Source organism: Leclercia sp. UBA1284, assembly GCF_002308415.1.
GTDB lineage: Bacteria > Pseudomonadota > Gammaproteobacteria > Enterobacterales > Enterobacteriaceae > Enterobacter > Enterobacter pneumoniae.
The window spans coordinates 1,463,222-1,481,216 of the sequence record NZ_DBUS01000006.1; the positions used below are offsets into that span (position 1 = coordinate 1,463,222).

The 17,995-nt window shown below is 53.6% G+C and carries 16 protein-coding genes; 9 read left to right on the forward strand and 7 right to left on the reverse strand.

Annotated elements, in window-relative coordinates:
* The 3 genes from B3511_RS10295 to B3511_RS10305 all read left to right on the forward strand — a co-directional run bounded on the left by B3511_RS10295 (position 1) and on the right by B3511_RS10305 (position 4,679).
* A complete protein-coding gene (locus B3511_RS10295) occupies positions 1-870 on the forward strand; it encodes a 4Fe-4S binding protein (RefSeq protein WP_286782196.1) in 870 nt (289 codons plus the stop codon).
* A gap of 242 nt (positions 871-1,112) precedes the next feature.
* Positions 1,113-2,036, forward strand: coding sequence for a LysR substrate-binding domain-containing protein (locus B3511_RS10300; RefSeq protein ID WP_040075523.1), 924 nt, complete (start codon positions 1,113-1,115; stop codon positions 2,034-2,036).
* A gap of 276 nt (positions 2,037-2,312) precedes the next feature.
* On the forward strand, positions 2,313-4,679 hold the full coding sequence (locus B3511_RS10305; protein ID WP_286782198.1) for a glucose/quinate/shikimate family membrane-bound PQQ-dependent dehydrogenase: 2,367 nt from the start codon (positions 2,313-2,315) through the stop codon (positions 4,677-4,679).
* Between the two features lie 42 nt (positions 4,680-4,721).
* Here B3511_RS10305 and B3511_RS10310 read toward each other — a convergent pair whose 3' ends face one another.
* From B3511_RS10310 to B3511_RS10330, 5 genes are all read right to left on the reverse strand, one after another.
* Positions 4,722-5,162, reverse strand: coding sequence for an energy transducer TonB (locus tag B3511_RS10310; RefSeq protein ID WP_286782200.1), 441 nt, complete (start codon positions 5,160-5,162; stop codon positions 4,722-4,724).
* 110 nt (positions 5,163-5,272) lie between these two features.
* Entirely contained in the window at positions 5,273-6,973 is a 1,701-nt protein-coding gene (locus tag B3511_RS10315; RefSeq protein ID WP_286782202.1) for a methyl-accepting chemotaxis protein, read from the reverse strand.
* 160 nt (positions 6,974-7,133) lie between these two features.
* On the reverse strand, positions 7,134-8,252 hold the full coding sequence (locus B3511_RS10320) for an S-(hydroxymethyl)glutathione dehydrogenase/class III alcohol dehydrogenase (RefSeq protein WP_040075519.1): 1,119 nt from the start codon (positions 8,250-8,252) through the stop codon (positions 7,134-7,136).
* 29 nt (positions 8,253-8,281) lie between these two features.
* Entirely contained in the window at positions 8,282-8,557 is a 276-nt protein-coding gene (locus B3511_RS10325; RefSeq protein ID WP_040075518.1) for a metal/formaldehyde-sensitive transcriptional repressor, read from the reverse strand.
* Positions 8,558-9,023: 466 nt separating this feature from the next.
* A complete protein-coding gene (locus B3511_RS10330) occupies positions 9,024-9,575 on the reverse strand; it encodes a GNAT family N-acetyltransferase (protein ID WP_286783676.1) in 552 nt (183 codons plus the stop codon).
* Between the two features lie 235 nt (positions 9,576-9,810).
* Between B3511_RS10330 and B3511_RS10335 the strand changes: the two genes are divergently transcribed.
* From B3511_RS10335 to B3511_RS10355, 5 genes are all read left to right on the forward strand, one after another.
* Positions 9,811-10,788 (forward strand): DUF1852 domain-containing protein, encoded by a 978-nt coding sequence (locus B3511_RS10335; protein ID WP_212475898.1) that lies wholly within the window; start codon positions 9,811-9,813, stop codon positions 10,786-10,788.
* A gap of 27 nt (positions 10,789-10,815) precedes the next feature.
* Complete coding sequence (locus tag B3511_RS10340) at positions 10,816-11,847, forward strand: methionine synthase (protein WP_046885335.1); 1,032 nt, start codon at positions 10,816-10,818, stop codon at positions 11,845-11,847.
* Between the two features lie 121 nt (positions 11,848-11,968).
* On the forward strand, positions 11,969-12,316 hold the full coding sequence (gene yajD, locus B3511_RS10345; RefSeq protein WP_040075514.1) for an HNH nuclease YajD: 348 nt from the start codon (positions 11,969-11,971) through the stop codon (positions 12,314-12,316).
* 17 nt (positions 12,317-12,333) lie between these two features.
* Positions 12,334-12,957: a glutathione S-transferase family protein gene (locus B3511_RS10350; protein ID WP_046885334.1), complete on the forward strand. Its 624-nt coding sequence runs from the start codon at positions 12,334-12,336 to the stop codon at positions 12,955-12,957.
* Positions 12,958-14,064: 1,107 nt separating this feature from the next.
* Positions 14,065-14,280, forward strand: coding sequence for a transposase (locus tag B3511_RS10355; protein WP_286782207.1), 216 nt, complete (start codon positions 14,065-14,067; stop codon positions 14,278-14,280).
* A gap of 459 nt (positions 14,281-14,739) precedes the next feature.
* On the opposite strand, the gene B3511_RS10360 is transcribed toward B3511_RS10355, so the two are convergent.
* On the reverse strand, positions 14,740-14,925 hold the full coding sequence (locus tag B3511_RS10360; RefSeq protein ID WP_040075496.1) for a general stress protein: 186 nt from the start codon (positions 14,923-14,925) through the stop codon (positions 14,740-14,742).
* Between the two features lie 502 nt (positions 14,926-15,427).
* Between B3511_RS10360 and B3511_RS10365 the strand changes: the two genes are divergently transcribed.
* On the forward strand, positions 15,428-16,621 hold the full coding sequence (locus B3511_RS10365; RefSeq protein ID WP_040075495.1) for a zinc-dependent alcohol dehydrogenase: 1,194 nt from the start codon (positions 15,428-15,430) through the stop codon (positions 16,619-16,621).
* A gap of 110 nt (positions 16,622-16,731) precedes the next feature.
* Here B3511_RS10365 and B3511_RS10370 read toward each other — a convergent pair whose 3' ends face one another.
* Positions 16,732-17,994 (reverse strand): Y-family DNA polymerase, encoded by a 1,263-nt coding sequence (locus B3511_RS10370; protein WP_046885326.1) that lies wholly within the window; start codon positions 17,992-17,994, stop codon positions 16,732-16,734.
* Between the last annotated feature and the right edge of the window lies 1 nt (position 17,995).

The following is a 17,995-nucleotide window of genomic DNA, read 5'->3' on the forward strand; positions in this document are numbered from 1 at the left end:
ATGCGTCCTTTCTCCATAAAGCCCTCACCGCCCCCCGGCGTGGGGGCCTCTTGCCTGCGTAAAACGTTCTCGCGCCACCGCTGCCAGGCCTGTGCAGATGCCTGTCCGGTGGCGGCAATCAACATCGGTTCTGACGGGCCGCACCTCGACGCTGACGCTTGCCTGCGCTGCGGTAATTGTCTCTTCATCTGTCCGACCGATGCGCTGACTCATCTTCAGCCCCTCAGACGCAACCTGTGTAACAACCGACTGGTCGGCCCCTTTTCGACCACCATTACCCCAGAAGAGCTGCTGCTATGGCACCGCCAGTACGCGATAGGGGGCGTGGAATTGGATTACGCGGCCCACCCCGCCTGGTTGCGTGCGGTGGCTGCGCTTAATGTGATCCTGAGGGAACTGAACGAAGCGGAGTGGCAGATTTTTCCACCGCCGTCGCGCCCTGTGGATGGCTTTCGTCGGCACTGGCTTCGCGTACCCGATGATGCGCACCAGACCGCAAGCGTCACGGCAGATCAGCCCACACGCCTGCAGGCTTACCACCCTTTTACCCCTTACGAACTGGACTTTTCGCTATCACGCTGTGTGGCCTGTGGGGCCTGCGCCCGGGCATGCGCGGAAAAAGCGCTGCGCTTCACCCAGACCGCACTGGAGTGGGATTCTTCTGCCTGCTCCGGATGCCATGCCTGCACGGCGGTCTGTTTTACCGGGGCAATCACTCTCCGGCGAGAGATCGCCGCAGCGCATGCGCAGCGGTTTCCGCTGATGCAGAAGGTCTGTTCCGTCTGTCGCCACCCCTTTTCTACCTTTTCGCCTCAGGCTGAGCGCTGTCATATTTGTCACCAACATCGCCACGCCATGCGCGAAGCATAACCTCTCTTTATGTTCTCGCCCCGCCTCCCGGCTGTGCCGGTTCGGGGGTCAGGATCCTCTTTTCGTTTACTGCCGCAGATTTAATCCTGTCGAAACAACAGCCTGGTGGCACACGCTTTTTACAAGGCGGCAAACTGGCACTTTGCATAAAATGAGTAAATGTTAATGATATTTTGCTAGCAGGTTATCAAAATTAAACAACTTTTCTTGTCTCTCTCATCGCTCTGCTTTAAACATCGCCTATGGAAAAAAATGGTCTGTTTAGTCAGCGCATTCGCTTGCGCCATCTGCATACATTCGTGGCCGTCGCTCAACAGGGAACGCTGGGGCGAGCGGCTGAAACGCTTAATTTAAGCCAGCCGGCGTTATCAAAAACGCTCAATGAGCTGGAGCAACTTACCGGTACCCGCCTTTTTGAACGCGGGCGGCTGGGGGCGCAGCTTACGTTGATGGGCGAACAATTTCTGACCCATGCCGTTAAGGTGCTGGACGCCCTGAACACCGCCGGGCAGTCGTTGACGCGCAAAGATGAACACACCCCGGATGTGGTGCGTATTGGCGCCCTGCCCACCGCCGCGCTGGGCATTTTACCTGCGGTCATAGGCCAGTTTCATAAGCAGCAGCGCAACATTACGCTGCAGGTCGCAACCATGAATAACCCCATGCTGCTGGCGGGGCTCAAATCTGGCGAGCTGGATCTGGGCATTGGCCGCATGTCAGATCCTGAATTAATGAGCGGTCTGAATTATGAGTTGCTGTTCCTCGAATCCCTGAAGCTGGTGGTTCGCCCCAATCACCCCTTGCTTAACGATACCGTGACCCTGAGCCGGGTGATGGAGTGGCCGGTGGTGGTGTCGCCGAAAGGCACGGTGCCGCGTCAGACCGCCGAAACCCTGCTTCAGGCACAGGGCTGCAAACTTCCGCCGGGCTGTATCGAGACGCTATCGGCCTCACTCTCTCGTCAGCTTACAGTTGATTTCGACTACGTCTGGTTTGTGCCTTCTGGCGCCGTTAAAGAAGATTTACGCCAGGGCACCCTGGTCTCACTCCCTGTCCCCTCCACCGGCGCGGGTGAACCTATAGGTGTACTGACGCGGGTGGATAGCCCTCTCTCTTCCGCCGCACAAACGCTACTAAGCTCGATACGAAAATCCATGCCGGTCTAATCGCCCCACCTCAGGCCCGTCTTGTCGACGGGCTTTTTCTCGCCTTAATCAAATAATGCGAAATCATTCATTAACAATTGCGTAAAACAATTTAACAGATTTATCATACCCGCCAATTCACCAAATGGTTCGCTAACACTGTAAAACGGTGAATTACACGGCCCGCTAGCTGGCTAATAGTGCATTATTTATGATAAACCTCCACCTCTGCTATCCATTTGGTACGCAAGTCACTGGCAATGGTTTAAAGACGTTGAGGTTGTTCAGGAGATAGAAATGGCTTTAGGTAACACGCCACGCGGGATCCCCCGATTCCTGCTGTGGTTACTGGTCGGACTGATGGCAATTATCGGTCTGGCCGTAGGGGGGCTGGGCTTAAAGCTCGCCACCGTGGGGGGAACGTTTTACTTCCTGATTATGGGCGTGGTGATGCTTATCGCCGCGTTCTTAATTGCACGCCATCGCGTCAGCGGCATCATCCTGTACGCTGTGGCATTCATCGCCTCGCTGTTCTGGGCGGTAAGCGATGCGGGCTGGGACTTCTGGCCGCTCTTCTCACGCCTGTTCACCTTCACGGTGCTGGCGTTCCTCGCGGCGATTGTCTGGCCGTTCCTGCGTGGTAGCCGTAAAGGCCCGGCTTTTGCGATTGCAGCCATGCTGGCAGTGGCGATGCTGGTCAGTTTCGGCTGGATGTTTAAACCACAAACGCTGGTCGCGGCCAACGAGCCGGTACCGGTGAAACCGGTCGCCGAAGGGCAACAACAGAAAAACTGGGCGCACTGGGGCAATACCACCCACGGCGATCGCTTTGCGGCGCTCGACCAGATTAACAAGCAAAACATCAGTGAGCTGAAAGTCGCCTGGGTCGCCCATACCGGGGATATCCCGCAGAGCAACGGCTCTGGTGCCGAGGACCAGAACACGCCGCTACAGATTGGCGATACGCTTTACGTGTGTACCCCATACAGCAAGGTGCTGGCGCTGGATGTGGATTCCGGTAAAGAGAAATGGCGTTATGATGCCAAAGCGACCGCGCCAAACTGGCAACGTTGCCGTGGTTTGGGTTACTTTGAAGATAACTCTTCTGTGACAACGTCACAGAACGAGTCGCAGCCGGCCGCCTGTTCACGCCGTCTGTTCCTGCCCACGACCGATGCGCGCCTGATTGCCCTTAATGCCGATAACGGCAAGGTGTGTGAGGGGTTTGGCGAGCACGGTGTGGTTGACCTGAGCGTGGGCATGGGTGAGATCAAACCGGGCTACTATCAGCAAACCTCGACGCCGCTGGTTGCGGGTAATGTCGTGGTGGTAGGCGGCCGCGTGGCGGATAACTTCTCTACCGGCGAGCCGCCGGGTGTTGTGCGGGCCTATGACGTGCATACGGGTAAACTGGCGTGGGCCTGGGATCCCGGAAATCCGGACATTACCGGCCTGCCGCCGAAAGGCCAGACCTATACGCGCGGTACGCCGAATGTCTGGTCGGCGATGTCTTACGATGCGAAGCTGAACCTGATCTACCTGCCGACCGGTAATGCCACCCCCGATTTCTATGCGGGTGAGCGCACCGCGCTGGACGATAAATACAGCTCCTCCGTGGTGGCGGTAGATGCCACCACCGGTAAAGTACGCTGGCATTTCCAGACCACGCACCATGATCTGTGGGACTTTGACCTGCCCGCTCAGCCGCTGCTGTACGATCTGCCTGACGACAAGGGCGGGACCACGCCGGTGCTGGTGCAGACCAGCAAGCAGGGCATGATCTTTATGCTCAACCGCGAAACCGGCGAACCGGTGGCGAAAGTGGAAGAGCGTCCGGTTCCGGCGGGCAACGTCGAAGGCGAGCGTTACTCACCTACCCAACCGTACTCCGTGGGTATGCCGATGATTGGCAACCAGACCCTGACCGAGTCCGACATGTGGGGCGCAACGCCGGTTGACTTGCTGCTGTGCCGTATCCAGTTCAAAGAGATGCGCCATCAGGGGGTCTACACCCCGCCTGGCCTCGATCGCTCCCTGCAGTTCCCGGGATCGCTCGGCGGCATGAACTGGGGCAGCGTGTCGGTTGACCCGAACAACGGCCTGATGTTTGTGAATGATATGCGTCTGGGGCTGGCCAACTACATGGTGCCGCGCGCCAACGTTGCGAAGGACGCCAGCGGTATTGAGATGGGCATTGTGCCGATGGATGGCACCCCGTTCGGTGCGATGCGGGAACGCTTCCTCTCGCCGCTGGGGATCCCGTGTCAAAAACCGCCATTCGGGACCATGTCGGCGGTGGATCTGAAGTCCGGCAAGCTGGTGTGGCAGGTTCCGGTCGGCACGGTGCAGGATACCGGTCCGCTGGGTATCCGAATGCATATGCCCATCCCTATCGGGATGCCGACCCTGGGCGCATCGTTCTCTACCCAGTCTGGCCTGCTGTTCTTTGCCGGCACTCAGGACTTCTACCTGCGGGCGTTTGATACCGCCACCGGTAAGGAGATTTGGAAAGATCGTCTGCCAGTGGGCAGCCAGTCCGGCCCGATGACCTACGTTTCGCCGAAGACCGGCAAACAGTACATCATCATCAATGCAGGCGGCGCACGTCAGTCTCCGGATCGCGGCGATTACATCATCGCCTACGCCCTGCCAGATAAGTCGTAATCCGTTTCAACCCGCAACCGGCCACCTTTGTGGCCGGTTTTTTTACAGCGAATTCTCCTGCCAGGTAACCTCTTTGCCATTGCTGTAGCTCACCACCAGATTCTGCCTTACCCCCTCTGGCCAGCAGCTGCGAAGCACGGCGCGTTTCGTCTCCTCGAAGAAGGCCTTATCTCCTGCCGCGTTGTAGTCTGCCGCTCGCCCGTTCAGCTTGACGTTGAATGACACCGTGACCCGGCCCGAAAACTGCTGCGCCGCGGCCTGCTGCGGATAGCGTGGAGTGATCCGGTAAACGTCTCCCTCGCAATCTGCCAGGGCATCGTTATCCGCCGTGCTGCCGCCCACCGGAAACGAGAGCCCGACGCCCACCCCGCTACTGCCGCCGCCAATGCCAACGCCGCCGATCCCGACGCTGCCTCCTGACGAACAGCCCGCCACCAGCAGCGCCATACAGGCAACCTGCGTAATTTGTATTGATAGCTGCATCTTTGCGTTCCTCATCATCTCTTACACAGAGCATAGCTGTTGCTGACCGCAGGCGAAAAAAAAGGGCTCATACTGACGCATGAACCCTCTGGCGACTTACCGCGATGGGATTAGAACGTTTCCCAGTTATCGCTGGAAGTGGCGTTCACCGCCGCCGGGCGTAACGGCGTCGATGGCGCGCTGGGGGTGAAGGCGGTGCTGCTGCGCGTTTGCGCCGCGCCGTTAAGACGGAATGCGCCTACGGCTTCGGTCAGACGCGCGCCCTGCTCTTCCAGCGAGGCGGCGGCGGCAGAAGCTTCTTCCACCAGCGAGGCGTTCTGCTGGGTGACTTTATCCATCTCGGAAATGGCCTGGCTTACCTGCACAATGCCGCGGCTCTGTTCATCGGATGCGGCGGCAATCTCCAGCATGATGTCGGTGACGCGTTTCACCGCCTCAACGATCTCATTCATGGTGTTGCCTGCGGCAACGACTTCACCCGAGCCCTGATCGATCAAGGTAACGGACTCGTTAATCAGCCCTTCAATCTCTTTGGCCGCATTCGCGCTGCGGCTGGCCAGGGTACGGACTTCGCTTGCTACTACGGCAAAGCCGCGCCCCTGTTCACCGGCACGCGCCGCCTCTACCGCCGCGTTCAGCGCCAGGATGTTGGTCTGGAAGGCAATGCTGTTAATCACCGCGGTGATCTCAGAGATTTTCTTCGAGCTGGTGGAGATGTTACCCATGGTTTTCACCACCCCGGAGACCATCTGGCCGCCACGGCTGGCTTTACCTGAGGCATCTTCCGCCAGTTTGCTGGCGTGATGGGCGTTGTCCGCGTTCTGTTTCACGGTGGCGGTCAGTTGCTCCATGCTGGCGGCGGTCTCTTCGATTGCCGCAGCCTGCTGTTCAGTACGGGAGGAGAGATCGGTATTGCCGGCGGAGATTTCGCTGGTACCGCGATAAATCTCTTCTGCCCCCTGACGCACGGTGCCGACGGTTTTCACCAGGGAGTGCTGCATGGTTTGCAGATCCTGCGTCAGACGACCAATCTCGCTGCGCCCGGTCAGGTCGTCGGCCAGCGTCAGATCGCCTTTGGCGATATGCGCAATACGATTAGCGGCGCGCTGCAGCGGATTGATTACCGTGCGGCGCAGCACCAGGAAGGTGATGGCGGTTAAGATCAACGCCAGCGCGAAGGCACCCACCATAAACATCAGCCCGAGCTGCGTACGGGAATGCGCCTGTTCGGCAAGCTGATTCGCGCGATCGGTACGGATTTTAATCGCTTTCAGCAAGATTTCGTTGTACCCGTCATCCAGCGGGCGGGCGCTTTCATTTTCATGATTGATGATGGCTTCAAACATGCCATTTTTGGCAAATTTCAGCATCGGCTGCAGCCCATTAATATAGGCCTCGTAACGTGCTTTGAGGTCGTTATCCAGCGCCTGGTCGGCAGGAGTACGCACCGCACGGTTCATATAGATTTTAAAGCTCTCTTGCGACTGCTTAATACGGCGCTCTGCTTCCGCGATGTTTTGCTTCATTGCGTCCATTTCAGCGATACGGCTGGCCGCACCCGCGTGGATCATATTAATACGCGCGGTGCGCAGATGGTTCGAGCTGTTCGACAACCCGGTGCGCACTTCGATTTCTGATGTCACGTCCTGCTGGTCGGTATCAGCCTGTAACAGGAAATAGCCAGCCAGACCTGAGCTCAGGGCAAACAGCAAAATAATGCCGCCGAGAATGGAGGAAAACAGCGGAAGCAACCTGATGTGATGCAGGAAGCTCAACTTGTGTTGCGCCCGCATCGTTGATGAAGTATCCATGACCGTCGACTCTCTTATAAGTAAGATGCGCAAAAAACACGCCCGTAATAGAGTCATCGGCACGGCAGAGAATTAGCTTATGGCTAAAATCGCCAGCCACGTCACACTTTAGAAAAGATTATTAAAGAAATGCCAGCGGCAGAAACCGCTGGCAGAATAATCAGTTATCGCCGAAATGGATAACCGTACGGATGGATTTACCTTCGTGCATCAGATCAAAGGCCTCGTTGATCTGTTCCAGCGGCAGACGGTGAGTGATGAACGGGTCGAGATTGATTTTCCCCACCATCGCATCTTCAACCATGCCAGGCAGTTGCGTACGGCCTTTTACCCCACCGAAAGCGGAACCGCGCCAGACGCGACCGGTCACCAGCTGGAATGGACGGGTTTTGATCTCCTGACCTGCGCCCGCCACGCCAATGATGATGCTCTCGCCCCAGCCTTTGTGGCAGCACTCCAGCGCCGAACGCATCACGTTGACGTTACCGATACATTCGAAGCTAAACTCCACGCCGCCGTCGGTCAGTTCTACGATCACATCCTGCACCGGCTTGTCGTAGTCTTTCGGGTTGATGAAATCGGTCGCGCCCATTTCACCCGCCAGCTTGAACTTCTCTGGGTTGGTGTCCACGGCAATAATGCGCCCCGCTTTCGCCTGGACTGCACCCTGAATCACCGCCAGACCGATACCGCCCAGGCCAAAGACTGCGACGTTATCACCCTCTTTCACTTTTGCGGTGTTGTGAACCGCACCGATACCGGTGGTCACGCCGCAGCCCAGCAGACAAACTTTATCCAACGGTGCTTGTGGGTTCACTTTTGCCAGCGAGATTTCAGCCACCACGGTGTATTCGCTGAAGGTACTGGTGCCCATGTAGTGGTAAATCGGCTCACCATTATAAGAGAAACGAGTAGTACCGTCCGGCATCAGCCCTTTACCCTGGGTAGCGCGAACCGCCTGGCAGAGGTTGGTTTTACCGGATTTACAGAACTTACACTCACCACACTCCGCGGTGTATAACGGAATAACATGGTCGCCCGGCTTCAGGCTGGTCACCCCTTCACCCACTTCCACCACTACGCCGCCGCCTTCATGCCCCAGCACCGCCGGGAAGACCCCTTCCGGATCTTCGCCCGAGAGCGTGAACGCATCGGTGTGGCAAACGCCGGTATGGGTGATTTTGATCAGCACTTCGCCTTTTTTCGGCGGTGCGACATCAATCTCAACGATTTTCAGCGGCTGACCAGGGCCAAATGCAACAGCAGCACGTGATTTCATAACGCTTTCCTTTTAGTGATGTCTGATTTTTATTTTAGATAAGAGCGCAGCAAATGGCCGACTTCTGCCATCCGTACTGCCCGCTGGTCCGGGGTGGTTTCACCCGTGACCAGCTCATCTTTGAGGTGAATTTCGACCATTTCGCCCATCAGCCCGTTCGCAGCACCGCGCACCGCGGCAATCTGTTGCAGGATGGACAGGCAGGGCTCCCCGGATTCCAGCGCGCGCTCAAGGGCATCAACCTGCCCACGAATGCGGCGAACGCGGGTAAGGACACGTTTTTTATCTTCGGGTGAATGCGGCATACGCCCTCCATATACTGTAGGGGGGTATACTATATAGGTTATGAACGGCTGTAAACCGTAACTTTCTACCGGTTTTAATGTGGGAGTGATGATTTATGAGGGGGAAGATGACGTTCCAGAGAGGCCTCTCGTGAGGCCTCCATTTACGGCACTTGTTTTGGCCACCGCCGGCGGCGGAGTTTCGGCACACATGAATGCGTGGTGAGTCGGGTTCCACAGATGGAGCACACTGCACCATGAGGTTGGTTATGTAACGAGCCGCCAAAAGAGGTGAAATAGAATCTCTTACTCGTGCAAACCGGACATTCAAACTTGATGTTGGGGATAGGCCCCTCCAGTCAGGCGTATTGAACCTCTACCTTAACGTAAATCTATGGCGTTGAGGGATATATCGTCTGATAGCGCGGCCATCATCATAAATTCCATGAATATTTAGTGGGGGCGTGGGGGCCTTATTATTACTGTTTTATCCGAGTAGACGCCTGGCGTTCCACTCATCGCGGGTAATTTCCCATATTTCTGAGTTCAGAAGTCCGCTGACATACTGTTTCTTTTCGGTTTTAATCAGCCGCATACCGCTTCGAATTGATATTTGCCTTGAGCGGCTATTAACTACGGCTTTTGGTGCACGTAATACCGGCCCATTCAAGATATTAAACCAGTAATCCGTTGCGGCCTCGCTGGCTTCACGCATATATCCCTGCCCTTGCCATTCAGGGACCAGCCAAAAGCCCCGGTTATTATCCTCCACATCATATAAACAGATCAGCCCGATAAGCGTATCGGGATCTTCACGGCGGCGGATTGACCAGAACCAGGCAATACCCTTTGCCACGTCAGGGAGGGCAACCTGATTCACATAATACTCCGCGCCATTATCGGGGTAAGGCCAGGGCACCGTTGAGACCAGATACTGCACAATTTCCCAACGGGGAAAAGCGTGCTGAATTTGCCGGGCATCATCCTCGACCAGCGGTTTTAATAGCAAACGCTCTGTGGTTAACGCGGGTATCTGCATGCGTGTTCTCCTTGATGCTAAACATTGTCCGGATGAGACCACCCTACACCTTTCCCGAACATGAAGAGAACTCATGTTGTCGTGAAATTTAGTCGCTTTCACTCCTCCCGAGGCTCTGGCATAAAATATCCCTATTAACCAATTAATAACAAGAAGATCGCATTGAGCTAACTTGCGCACAGTCAAGGCTCTTCTCAATGTCCTTTTCTTATGACGTCCAGGATACCGAATTGCGATGAATACTGATTTCACCTTTACGATTAAAAGCAGCCGTTTCGATGAGAACTATAACCCCTCTGAGAATACGCGTATTACCACTAACTTTGCCAATCTCGCCAGAGGGGATAATCGTCAGGAGAATCTGCGCAATACGCTGGTGATGATGAATAATCGTTTTAATACCCTGGCGCACTGGGATAATCCAAAAGGCGATCGCTATTCCATCGAACTGGATATTATTTCCGTTGAGATGAATCTGGGGCCAAACGGCGAAAGCTTCCCGGCAATCGAAGTTTTGAGAACCTGGATCCTCGACCATAAAACGCATGAACGCACAGAGGGCATTGTGGGGAATAACTTCTCCTCGTATGTCCGCGATTATGACTTCAGCGTCGTGCTGCTGGATCACAACAAAGACAAGCCCGGCTTCAGCATTCCGGATAATTTTGGCGATCTGCACGGCAATATCTTTAAGCACTTTATTCATTCAGACGCGTATAAAGCGCACTTCAAAAAGGCGCCGGTGATCTGCCTGAGTGTATCGAGTAAAGATATTTATCACCGTACGGGCAATGAACATCCGGTTCTGGGTCATGAATATGCGCAGAATGGCGTGTCACTCACTGAACAATACTTCAATAAAATGGGGCTGCAGGTTCGCTATTTCATGCCCAAAAATAGCGTCGCGCCGTTAGCCTTCTATTTTACCGGTGATTTACTGCGTGATTACACCAATCCGGAATTGATCGGCACCATCAGTACGATGGAGACCTTTCAGAAAATCTACCGCCCCGAAATTTACAATGCTAACTCCGCGGCAGGCCAGCTCTATCAACCCAGCCTGACTCACCAGGATCACTCATTAACGAAAATTGTTTATGACCGGGAAGAGCGGAGCCAACTGGCTATTGAGCAAGGCAAATTTACTGAAGAGCACTTTATCAAACCCTATAAGCATGTTCTTGAGCAGTGGTCTGCGCATTACGCTCTTTAATTAACCGAAAGTACAAGGCGATTTATTATGACAATCTTGCTTCCCACTTCAACGGCTGGCAGCTTACCGAAACCTTCCTGGCTGGCGGAGCCCGAGAAACTGTGGTCCCCCTGGAAATTGCAAAATGAAGAGTTAATCGAGGGGAAAAAAGATGCGCTGAGCCTGGCCCTGTTTGATCAACTCCGTGCCGGGATTGATATCGTCAGCGATGGTGAGCAGACGCGTCAGCACTTTGTCACGACCTTTATTGAACACCTGAGCGGCGTAGATTTTGAAAAACGCGAAGTCGTGAAAATTCGTAACCGCTATGACGCAAGCGTTCCTACCGTGGTAGGGGCTGTTGCGCGCCAAAAACCGGTTTTCGTGGAAGATGCCCGTTTTTTACGTCAGTTAACCCATAAGCCCATTAAGTGGGCTCTGCCCGGCCCGATGACCATGATCGATACGCTTTACGATGCCCATTATAAAAGCCGCGAAAAGCTGGCCTGGGAATTTGCGAAGATCCTGAATCAGGAAGCGAAAGAGTTAGAAGCGGCTGGCGTCGATATTATCCAGTTCGATGAACCTGCTTTTAATGTTTTCTTTGATGAAGTAAATGACTGGGGTATCGCGGCATTAGAAAGGGCCGTTGAAGGGCTGAAATGCGAAACCGCAGTGCATATTTGCTACGGCTATGGCATTAAAGCCAACACCGACTGGAAACAGACGCTGGGTTCTGAGTGGAGACAATACGAAGAGGCCTTCCCTAAACTGCAAACCTCCAGCATCGATATTATCTCCCTGGAATGCCATAACTCGCGCGTACCAATGGATCTGCTCGAACTGATCCGCGGTAAAAAAGTGATGGTCGGGGCAATCGACGTCGCAACCCATACGGTCGAAACGCCGGAAGAGGTGGCGGATACGTTGCGAAAAGCGCTGCAGTTTGTTGATGCCGATAAACTTTATCCTTCGACCAACTGCGGGATGACTCCCCTCTCCCGCCGGGTTGCCAATGGCAAACTCCATGCTTTAAGCGCAGGTGCCGACATCGTGCGCGCTGAGCTCGCCGGAAGATAATTAGCCACCATCGTGGGCAAAGGTGAATTAAAAGCGGTTTTCTCTACCGCACAGCATTCTCCTTCTGCCCCCTTTTCGGTTATCGTGGTCAGCAAATTTATTACCACAGGTAACATCTGCCATGGCGCTGATCCCAAAAAACTACACGCAGCTGGAAAGCGGCTACCGCGAAAAAGCCTTAAAAATTTATCCCTGGGTATGTGGACGCTGCTCGCGCGAGTTTGTCTACTCCAACCTGCGCGAATTAACCGTCCACCATATCGACCACGACCATACCAATAACCCGCCCGATGGCAGCAACTGGGAGTTGCTGTGCCTGTTTTGCCATGATCATGAACACTCGAAATACACCGAGGCGGACCAGTACGGCTCCACGGTAGTGGCGGGTGAAGATGCGCAAAAAGATATCGGGGCGGCAACATACAATCCCTTTGCCGATTTAAAAGCGATGATTGGCAAGAAAAAATAGTCGAGGAGGCTCGCAGCATGCTCAGAATTTTGGGAAAAAAATCATCCATCAACGTGCGTAAGGTGCTCTGGACCTGTGAAGAGGCGGGCATCGATTATCTTCAGGAAGATTACGGCAGCGGTTTTGCCTCAACCCAAACGCCTGAGTTCAAAGCCCTTAACCCCAATGCCATGGTGCCGGTCATTGTTGATGAGGGGTTCGTGCTGTGGGAGTCCAATTCGATTTGCCGCTATCTGGCGCGCAAAGCCAGCCGCGATGACCTGCTTCCTCTCGAAGCGCAGGCGGCAGCGAATGTTGAGCACTGGATGGACTGGCAGGCGTCGGAGTTTAACAACGCCTGGCGCTATGCCTTTCCGGCGCTTGCCCGTAAAAACCCCGCCTTTAACGATCAAAACGCGATTGCCAACGGCATTACCGAATGGAATCACTGTATTGATATCGTTGAACAACAACTTCAGCGTACCGGCGCCTGGGTCGCAGGTGACACCTTTACCCTCGCGGATATTGTGCTCGGGTTATCGGTGAATCGCTGGAAAATGACGCCCTTCCCCCATCCTGATGTGCCCGCTATCGACGTATGGTTTGAAAAACTGAATCAACGTCCGGCCTTTTTACGGCATGGTAACAATGGCATGGTGTAAATCCGACCGCTATGGCGATGAGGTCGTGGTTTAGCTGTGTAGTAGATCGGTGTTGAGCGGGGAATGGGTGTTTCTCATAAGATAAGCTGAATCCCTTTTGAGAAAGCCCCGCCCCCTCGACAGTCAACAACTTCCCTTGCTCACGCTATCCCCTATTAACCATTTTGCCCGGGGCACATGACGACGAATACGGTACCGATGAGTTGTAACTCAGAGAGTATTTCTTCCAGAATTGTTAATTTTCAAAGAATAATAACTCACTGCGTTGTCCCTCATGAGTCCAAAGGGGCAATGTTTAAACTGGCACGGCAATTCACGATCGCATACCTGACCCACTTCCCGGCGGTTACCCGGACATTCATTCTTCATCCGAAAACCCAGCCAACGTATTGATGAATAAGGCATTGCATGTGAAATCCATACGCGTTTCCGTCGATTATCAATCAGGATCCCTTTTCAGTCATCGTGACGACTTCCCCGGTACTTACGTAATAATCCCCTTTGAACCACAGGATATAATTCAGACCATAGGGTGTCTCTACCTTTGCAAAAATCGTACCCGTATCCGGGCTGGCAACAATCTCAACTATCTTCCACTCCATAAAACCCCTTTCATTGCTGTTCTGATACTCTTTTGTGCCTGTCATAAGGCTTCTATGAGCCCCTGAGTAATTTCGCGATGAAAAATAAGAGTAGATTTAAAAGCCGTGAACTTCAAATAACCTTACAAAGAAAATATGAATATTTACAATTGCGATTTGCGTTATGTAAACATCCCTCGCGGGATGGGGGTTCTGTGGATAGGCGTTCGGGAAAGGGATTGCAGTACGTTATGGGGTTGCGCGCAGGGGTCTTTTGAATCCTGGCAGTAGTTACTCTATTTTGGCTGAGCCAGAAAGGGGCTCTCTCTCGAAGGGAGGTAAATGTTCCGTAATGAGCGAGGAGCGAGGAGCGAGGAGCGAACATTATTAACATAGCGGTGTATTAATCAACGGGCAGCAGGTCAAAATATCATTAGCCCCTGCTTTTCGTCCTGTAGCAAATATAAAGTTTTTTTCAATGATGCCGATAAATGCAGCAATGTACTCCCTACAATGGAGTTCGGGTATGGGTTTCTGGAAAACGGCAGGACAGATAGCCAAGGGTGCTGCAAATGCACTCGAAAAGCAGGTCAATGAAATGCAGGCAACTAAGATGCGTCTTGAAAGTAAAAACAGTGACGATATCAAACGCCTAATCAAGTCAGAAGGATTTTTTGGCTCAGCTAGCAGCATAGAGAAGAGTGTTGCTGTGAAAATCCTCAAAGAGCGCGGCGACGCATAAGGAGATAATCATGACTGGAACAGTAAAGCTGCCTCATACATGCCCTAACTGCAGGTCTGTGACAGCACACACTGCAGCGCAGCTTGCTACATTATTTGGTTTCAGGACCATTCCCAGCGGTGCCACGAATCAAAGCTGGTGTCGCAAATGCCGATCCTCAAATTGATATAAGCCGCTTAGCGGCTTTTTTCCCCTAACTACTCTAGCCTGGACAGAACGGCTAAAACAAAGGTTACACATACCAACGGCCGGGCATTTTTAATACAAATGCACTTTCAGTATACGCACACCCTTTATAAATTTTATTTCCGCACCCGGTTATAAGTGCCCTGCAGGCCTTATTTATTAAAAATACTTACACCATTGCCAGCCTGGCTCTTCAGCTCTGCCTGCACAAAATAAAACTGCGAGCCAAAAGACTCGCAGTATTTTATCTGATATCACTATCAGTTCAGGGAATTATGACTTACCAGAGCTACGGCCACCGCTGTGGCTGTTCTGCCCCCCTTTTTTCCCTGCTTCCGACGCACGTTGCGGATCGTTCTTGAAACTCCCGCCGCTGTGCTGACCGCCTTTACGTCCGGCCTCAGAGGCCTTTTCACGGTCTTCAGCGAAATTACCGGAACCACCACGATGTTCTGCCATATCTTAAACCTCTTTCGTTTCGTTTATGTCAGTAGATACAAATAGGCCTTCTCATTTGTATCGCTCGTCGTTCGATAGTTAAATTTAGCCCCTATCTATAAACAGTCAACTCTATATTTCGCTAAGGCGCACCAGACTTTTCTTATTATATCTCGCCTTACCGCATCGCTTTAATGAAATACCACCATAAAGGTTCGCTCGTTGCCAGAATATTAGGATTACTCTCATGGCTGGAATACTTAAATTAAAAGGGAAGCGGTAATAGCCACAAACTCAATCTGCGCTTCGCTTAATACTTCCATATTACCGCTGCGTTAATAACCGATTATTTACGCTGCAGAAAGCCATTGAATACAAAGAGGTTAATCTCTCCCGTCAGGTTTTTTAGGTGAATGCGTGACTTTTGCTCTAGGCTTTATAGTTAATAAGATTCATTCTGCCAGCATCCCTGAATGAATATTCCTCCTGAACTCGCAATCGAATATTCACTGGAGAATCATTAATGAAAGCACTTACCTACCATGGTCCTCATCATGTCAGCGTCGACAATCAGCCCGATCCTGGGCTGCAGGCAGCTGATGACATTATCCTTCGCGTGACGGCGACGGCCATCTGCGGTTCAGACCTTCACTTGTATCGCGGAAAAATTCCCGGCACCCACCATGGCGATATCTTTGGCCATGAATTTATGGGTGAAGTCGTTGAAACCGGGTCGCAGGTCACTGCGGTGCGAAAAGGCGATCGGGTGGTGGTGCCGTTTGTTATCGCCTGCGGCGATTGCTTCTTCTGCCATCTGCATCAATACGCGGCATGTGAAAGTACCAACAGCGGCAGGGGCGCAATCCTAAACCGTAAGGGCATTACCCCGCCCGCCGCGCTGTTTGGCTATAGCGATATGTATGGTGGCATCCCCGGCGGCCAGGCGGAATATGTCCGGGTGCCGAAGGCTAATACCGGGCCATTTAAAGTCCCTGACACCCTGTCCGATGAAAAAGTGCTTTTCCTTTCAGATATTCTGCCTACGGCCTGGCAAGCGGTTAAGAATGCCGAAGTCACACAGGGTTCAAGCGTGGCGATCTATGGTGCCGGGCCTGTCGGGCTCTTAAGCGCAGCCTGTGCCCGCCTCAGTGGCGCAGAGCAGATTTTCATCATCGATCATAACGACTACCGGCTCGAATTTGCGAAACAGCGTTATGGTGCCATTCCTGTCAATTTCGATAAAAACGACGATCCGGCCCAGTGGATTATTGAGAACACCGCGGGCCATCGTGGCGTCGATGCCGTAATTGACGCCGTTGGTTTTGAAGCGAAAGGCAGCCTCACCGAGACGGTGCTCAGTAACCTGAAAATTGAAGGCAGCAGCGGGAAAGCGATAAGACAGTGTATCGCCGCGGTTCGCCGGGGCGGGATCGTCAGCGTGCCGGGCGTATACGCCGGTTTCATTCATGCGTTTATGTTTGGCGATGCGTTCGATAAAGGGCTGACCTTCAAAATGGGGCAGACGCATGTGCATGCCTACTTACCGGACTTATTGAATCTGATTGAGCAAGGCTTGCTGACGCCAGAAGAGATTGTTACCCATCATCTTCCTCTGGAAGAGGCGGCACGCGGGTATGAGATCTTTGAAAAGAAAGAAGAGATGTGTCGCAAAATCATCCTGGTGCCGGGCATGGCAACCGGAAAGGCGACAGTCTGAGGCCTGTCGGCCCTGTCATGGATAAGCCCTACGCCAGTACCGGGCGTAGGGCTTTGAGTATCGTCTTCTTACGTCCGCCTTTACGGCGAACCTGGATGGCACTCATCGGTTTAACGACAGCGCAGCAAATCCCCTATTCGGGTCGTATACCGCGGTGAGAGCATCTCCCGCTTCATCTGCCACTGCTGCTGAATCCCCTGCCCGGCAAAATAGAGCGTGCCGCGCCCTTTCTCATTCATCTTATCCATTATCGTCATTAACGCTTCGCTGTTATGCCGGGGCGGCGCTTCATCAAAGAGATTCAGTTGCGCCACACCCACGCTGAAAAAATCGCCCAGCATCACCCCCGCTTTTTGATAGCGATGCCCTTCTCGCCAGATTTTATCCAGACAGCGGGTCGCCGCGTTGATGATGTCACGGCTGTCCTGGGTGGGCGTCAGCAATTTTACCGAGGCGCTGTTCCCGTAATAGGGCTCGTTCAGGGCAAAGGGCGAAGTTTTCACAAAGGCGGAGATAAACCGGCAGTACTGATGCTCTTTACGCAGCTTTTCCGCCGCGCGAAAGGCATAGCTGCATATCGCCTGGCGCATTGACTCATAGTCGCTCACCCACTCACCAAAGGAGCGCGAGCAGACGATCTCCTGCTTGTCGGGAACAAATTCTTCAAACCCCAGACACGATTCCCCGCGCAGTTCCCGCACGGTACGCTCCAGTACCACGCTGAAATGTTTGCGGATCACCCCGATGTGGGTATCGGCCAGATCCAGCGCCGTGCGGATCCCCATCGCCTCCAGCCGCTTGCCGATGCGTCGCCCCACGCCCCAGACCTCCTCGACCGGCAGCGCGGCCATTAGCCTGCGCTGACGATCAATATTCGACAGATCCAGCACGCCGCCCGTCTGGGTCTGCCATTTTTTTGCCGCATGATTCGCCAGCTTGGCGAGCGTTTTCGTGGGTGCAATTCCGACCCCGACGGTCAGGTGAGTATGCTGCTTCACGGTGGCGCGGATCTCCTTGCCAAATTCCGTGAGGTCACGGCAGTTACGTACCCCCGTCAGGTCGCAAAAGGCTTCGTCGATGGAGTAGATCTCTACGCGCGGCGTCAGCAGCTCCAGGGTATCCATCACCCTGGCGCTCATATCGGCATACAGCTCGTAGTTGCTGCTGAAGGCCACAATGTTATGCCGGCGAAAAATCTCTTTCTGCTTAAAGTACGGCGCTCCCATTGTTACCAGCCCCTTTGCTTCGGCGCTGCGGGCAATCACACAGCCGTCATTATTCGACAGCACCACCACCGGCCGTCCCTGAAGATCCGGGCGGAAGACGGTTTCACATGACGCGTAAAATGAATTCACATCACAGAGGGCAAACATG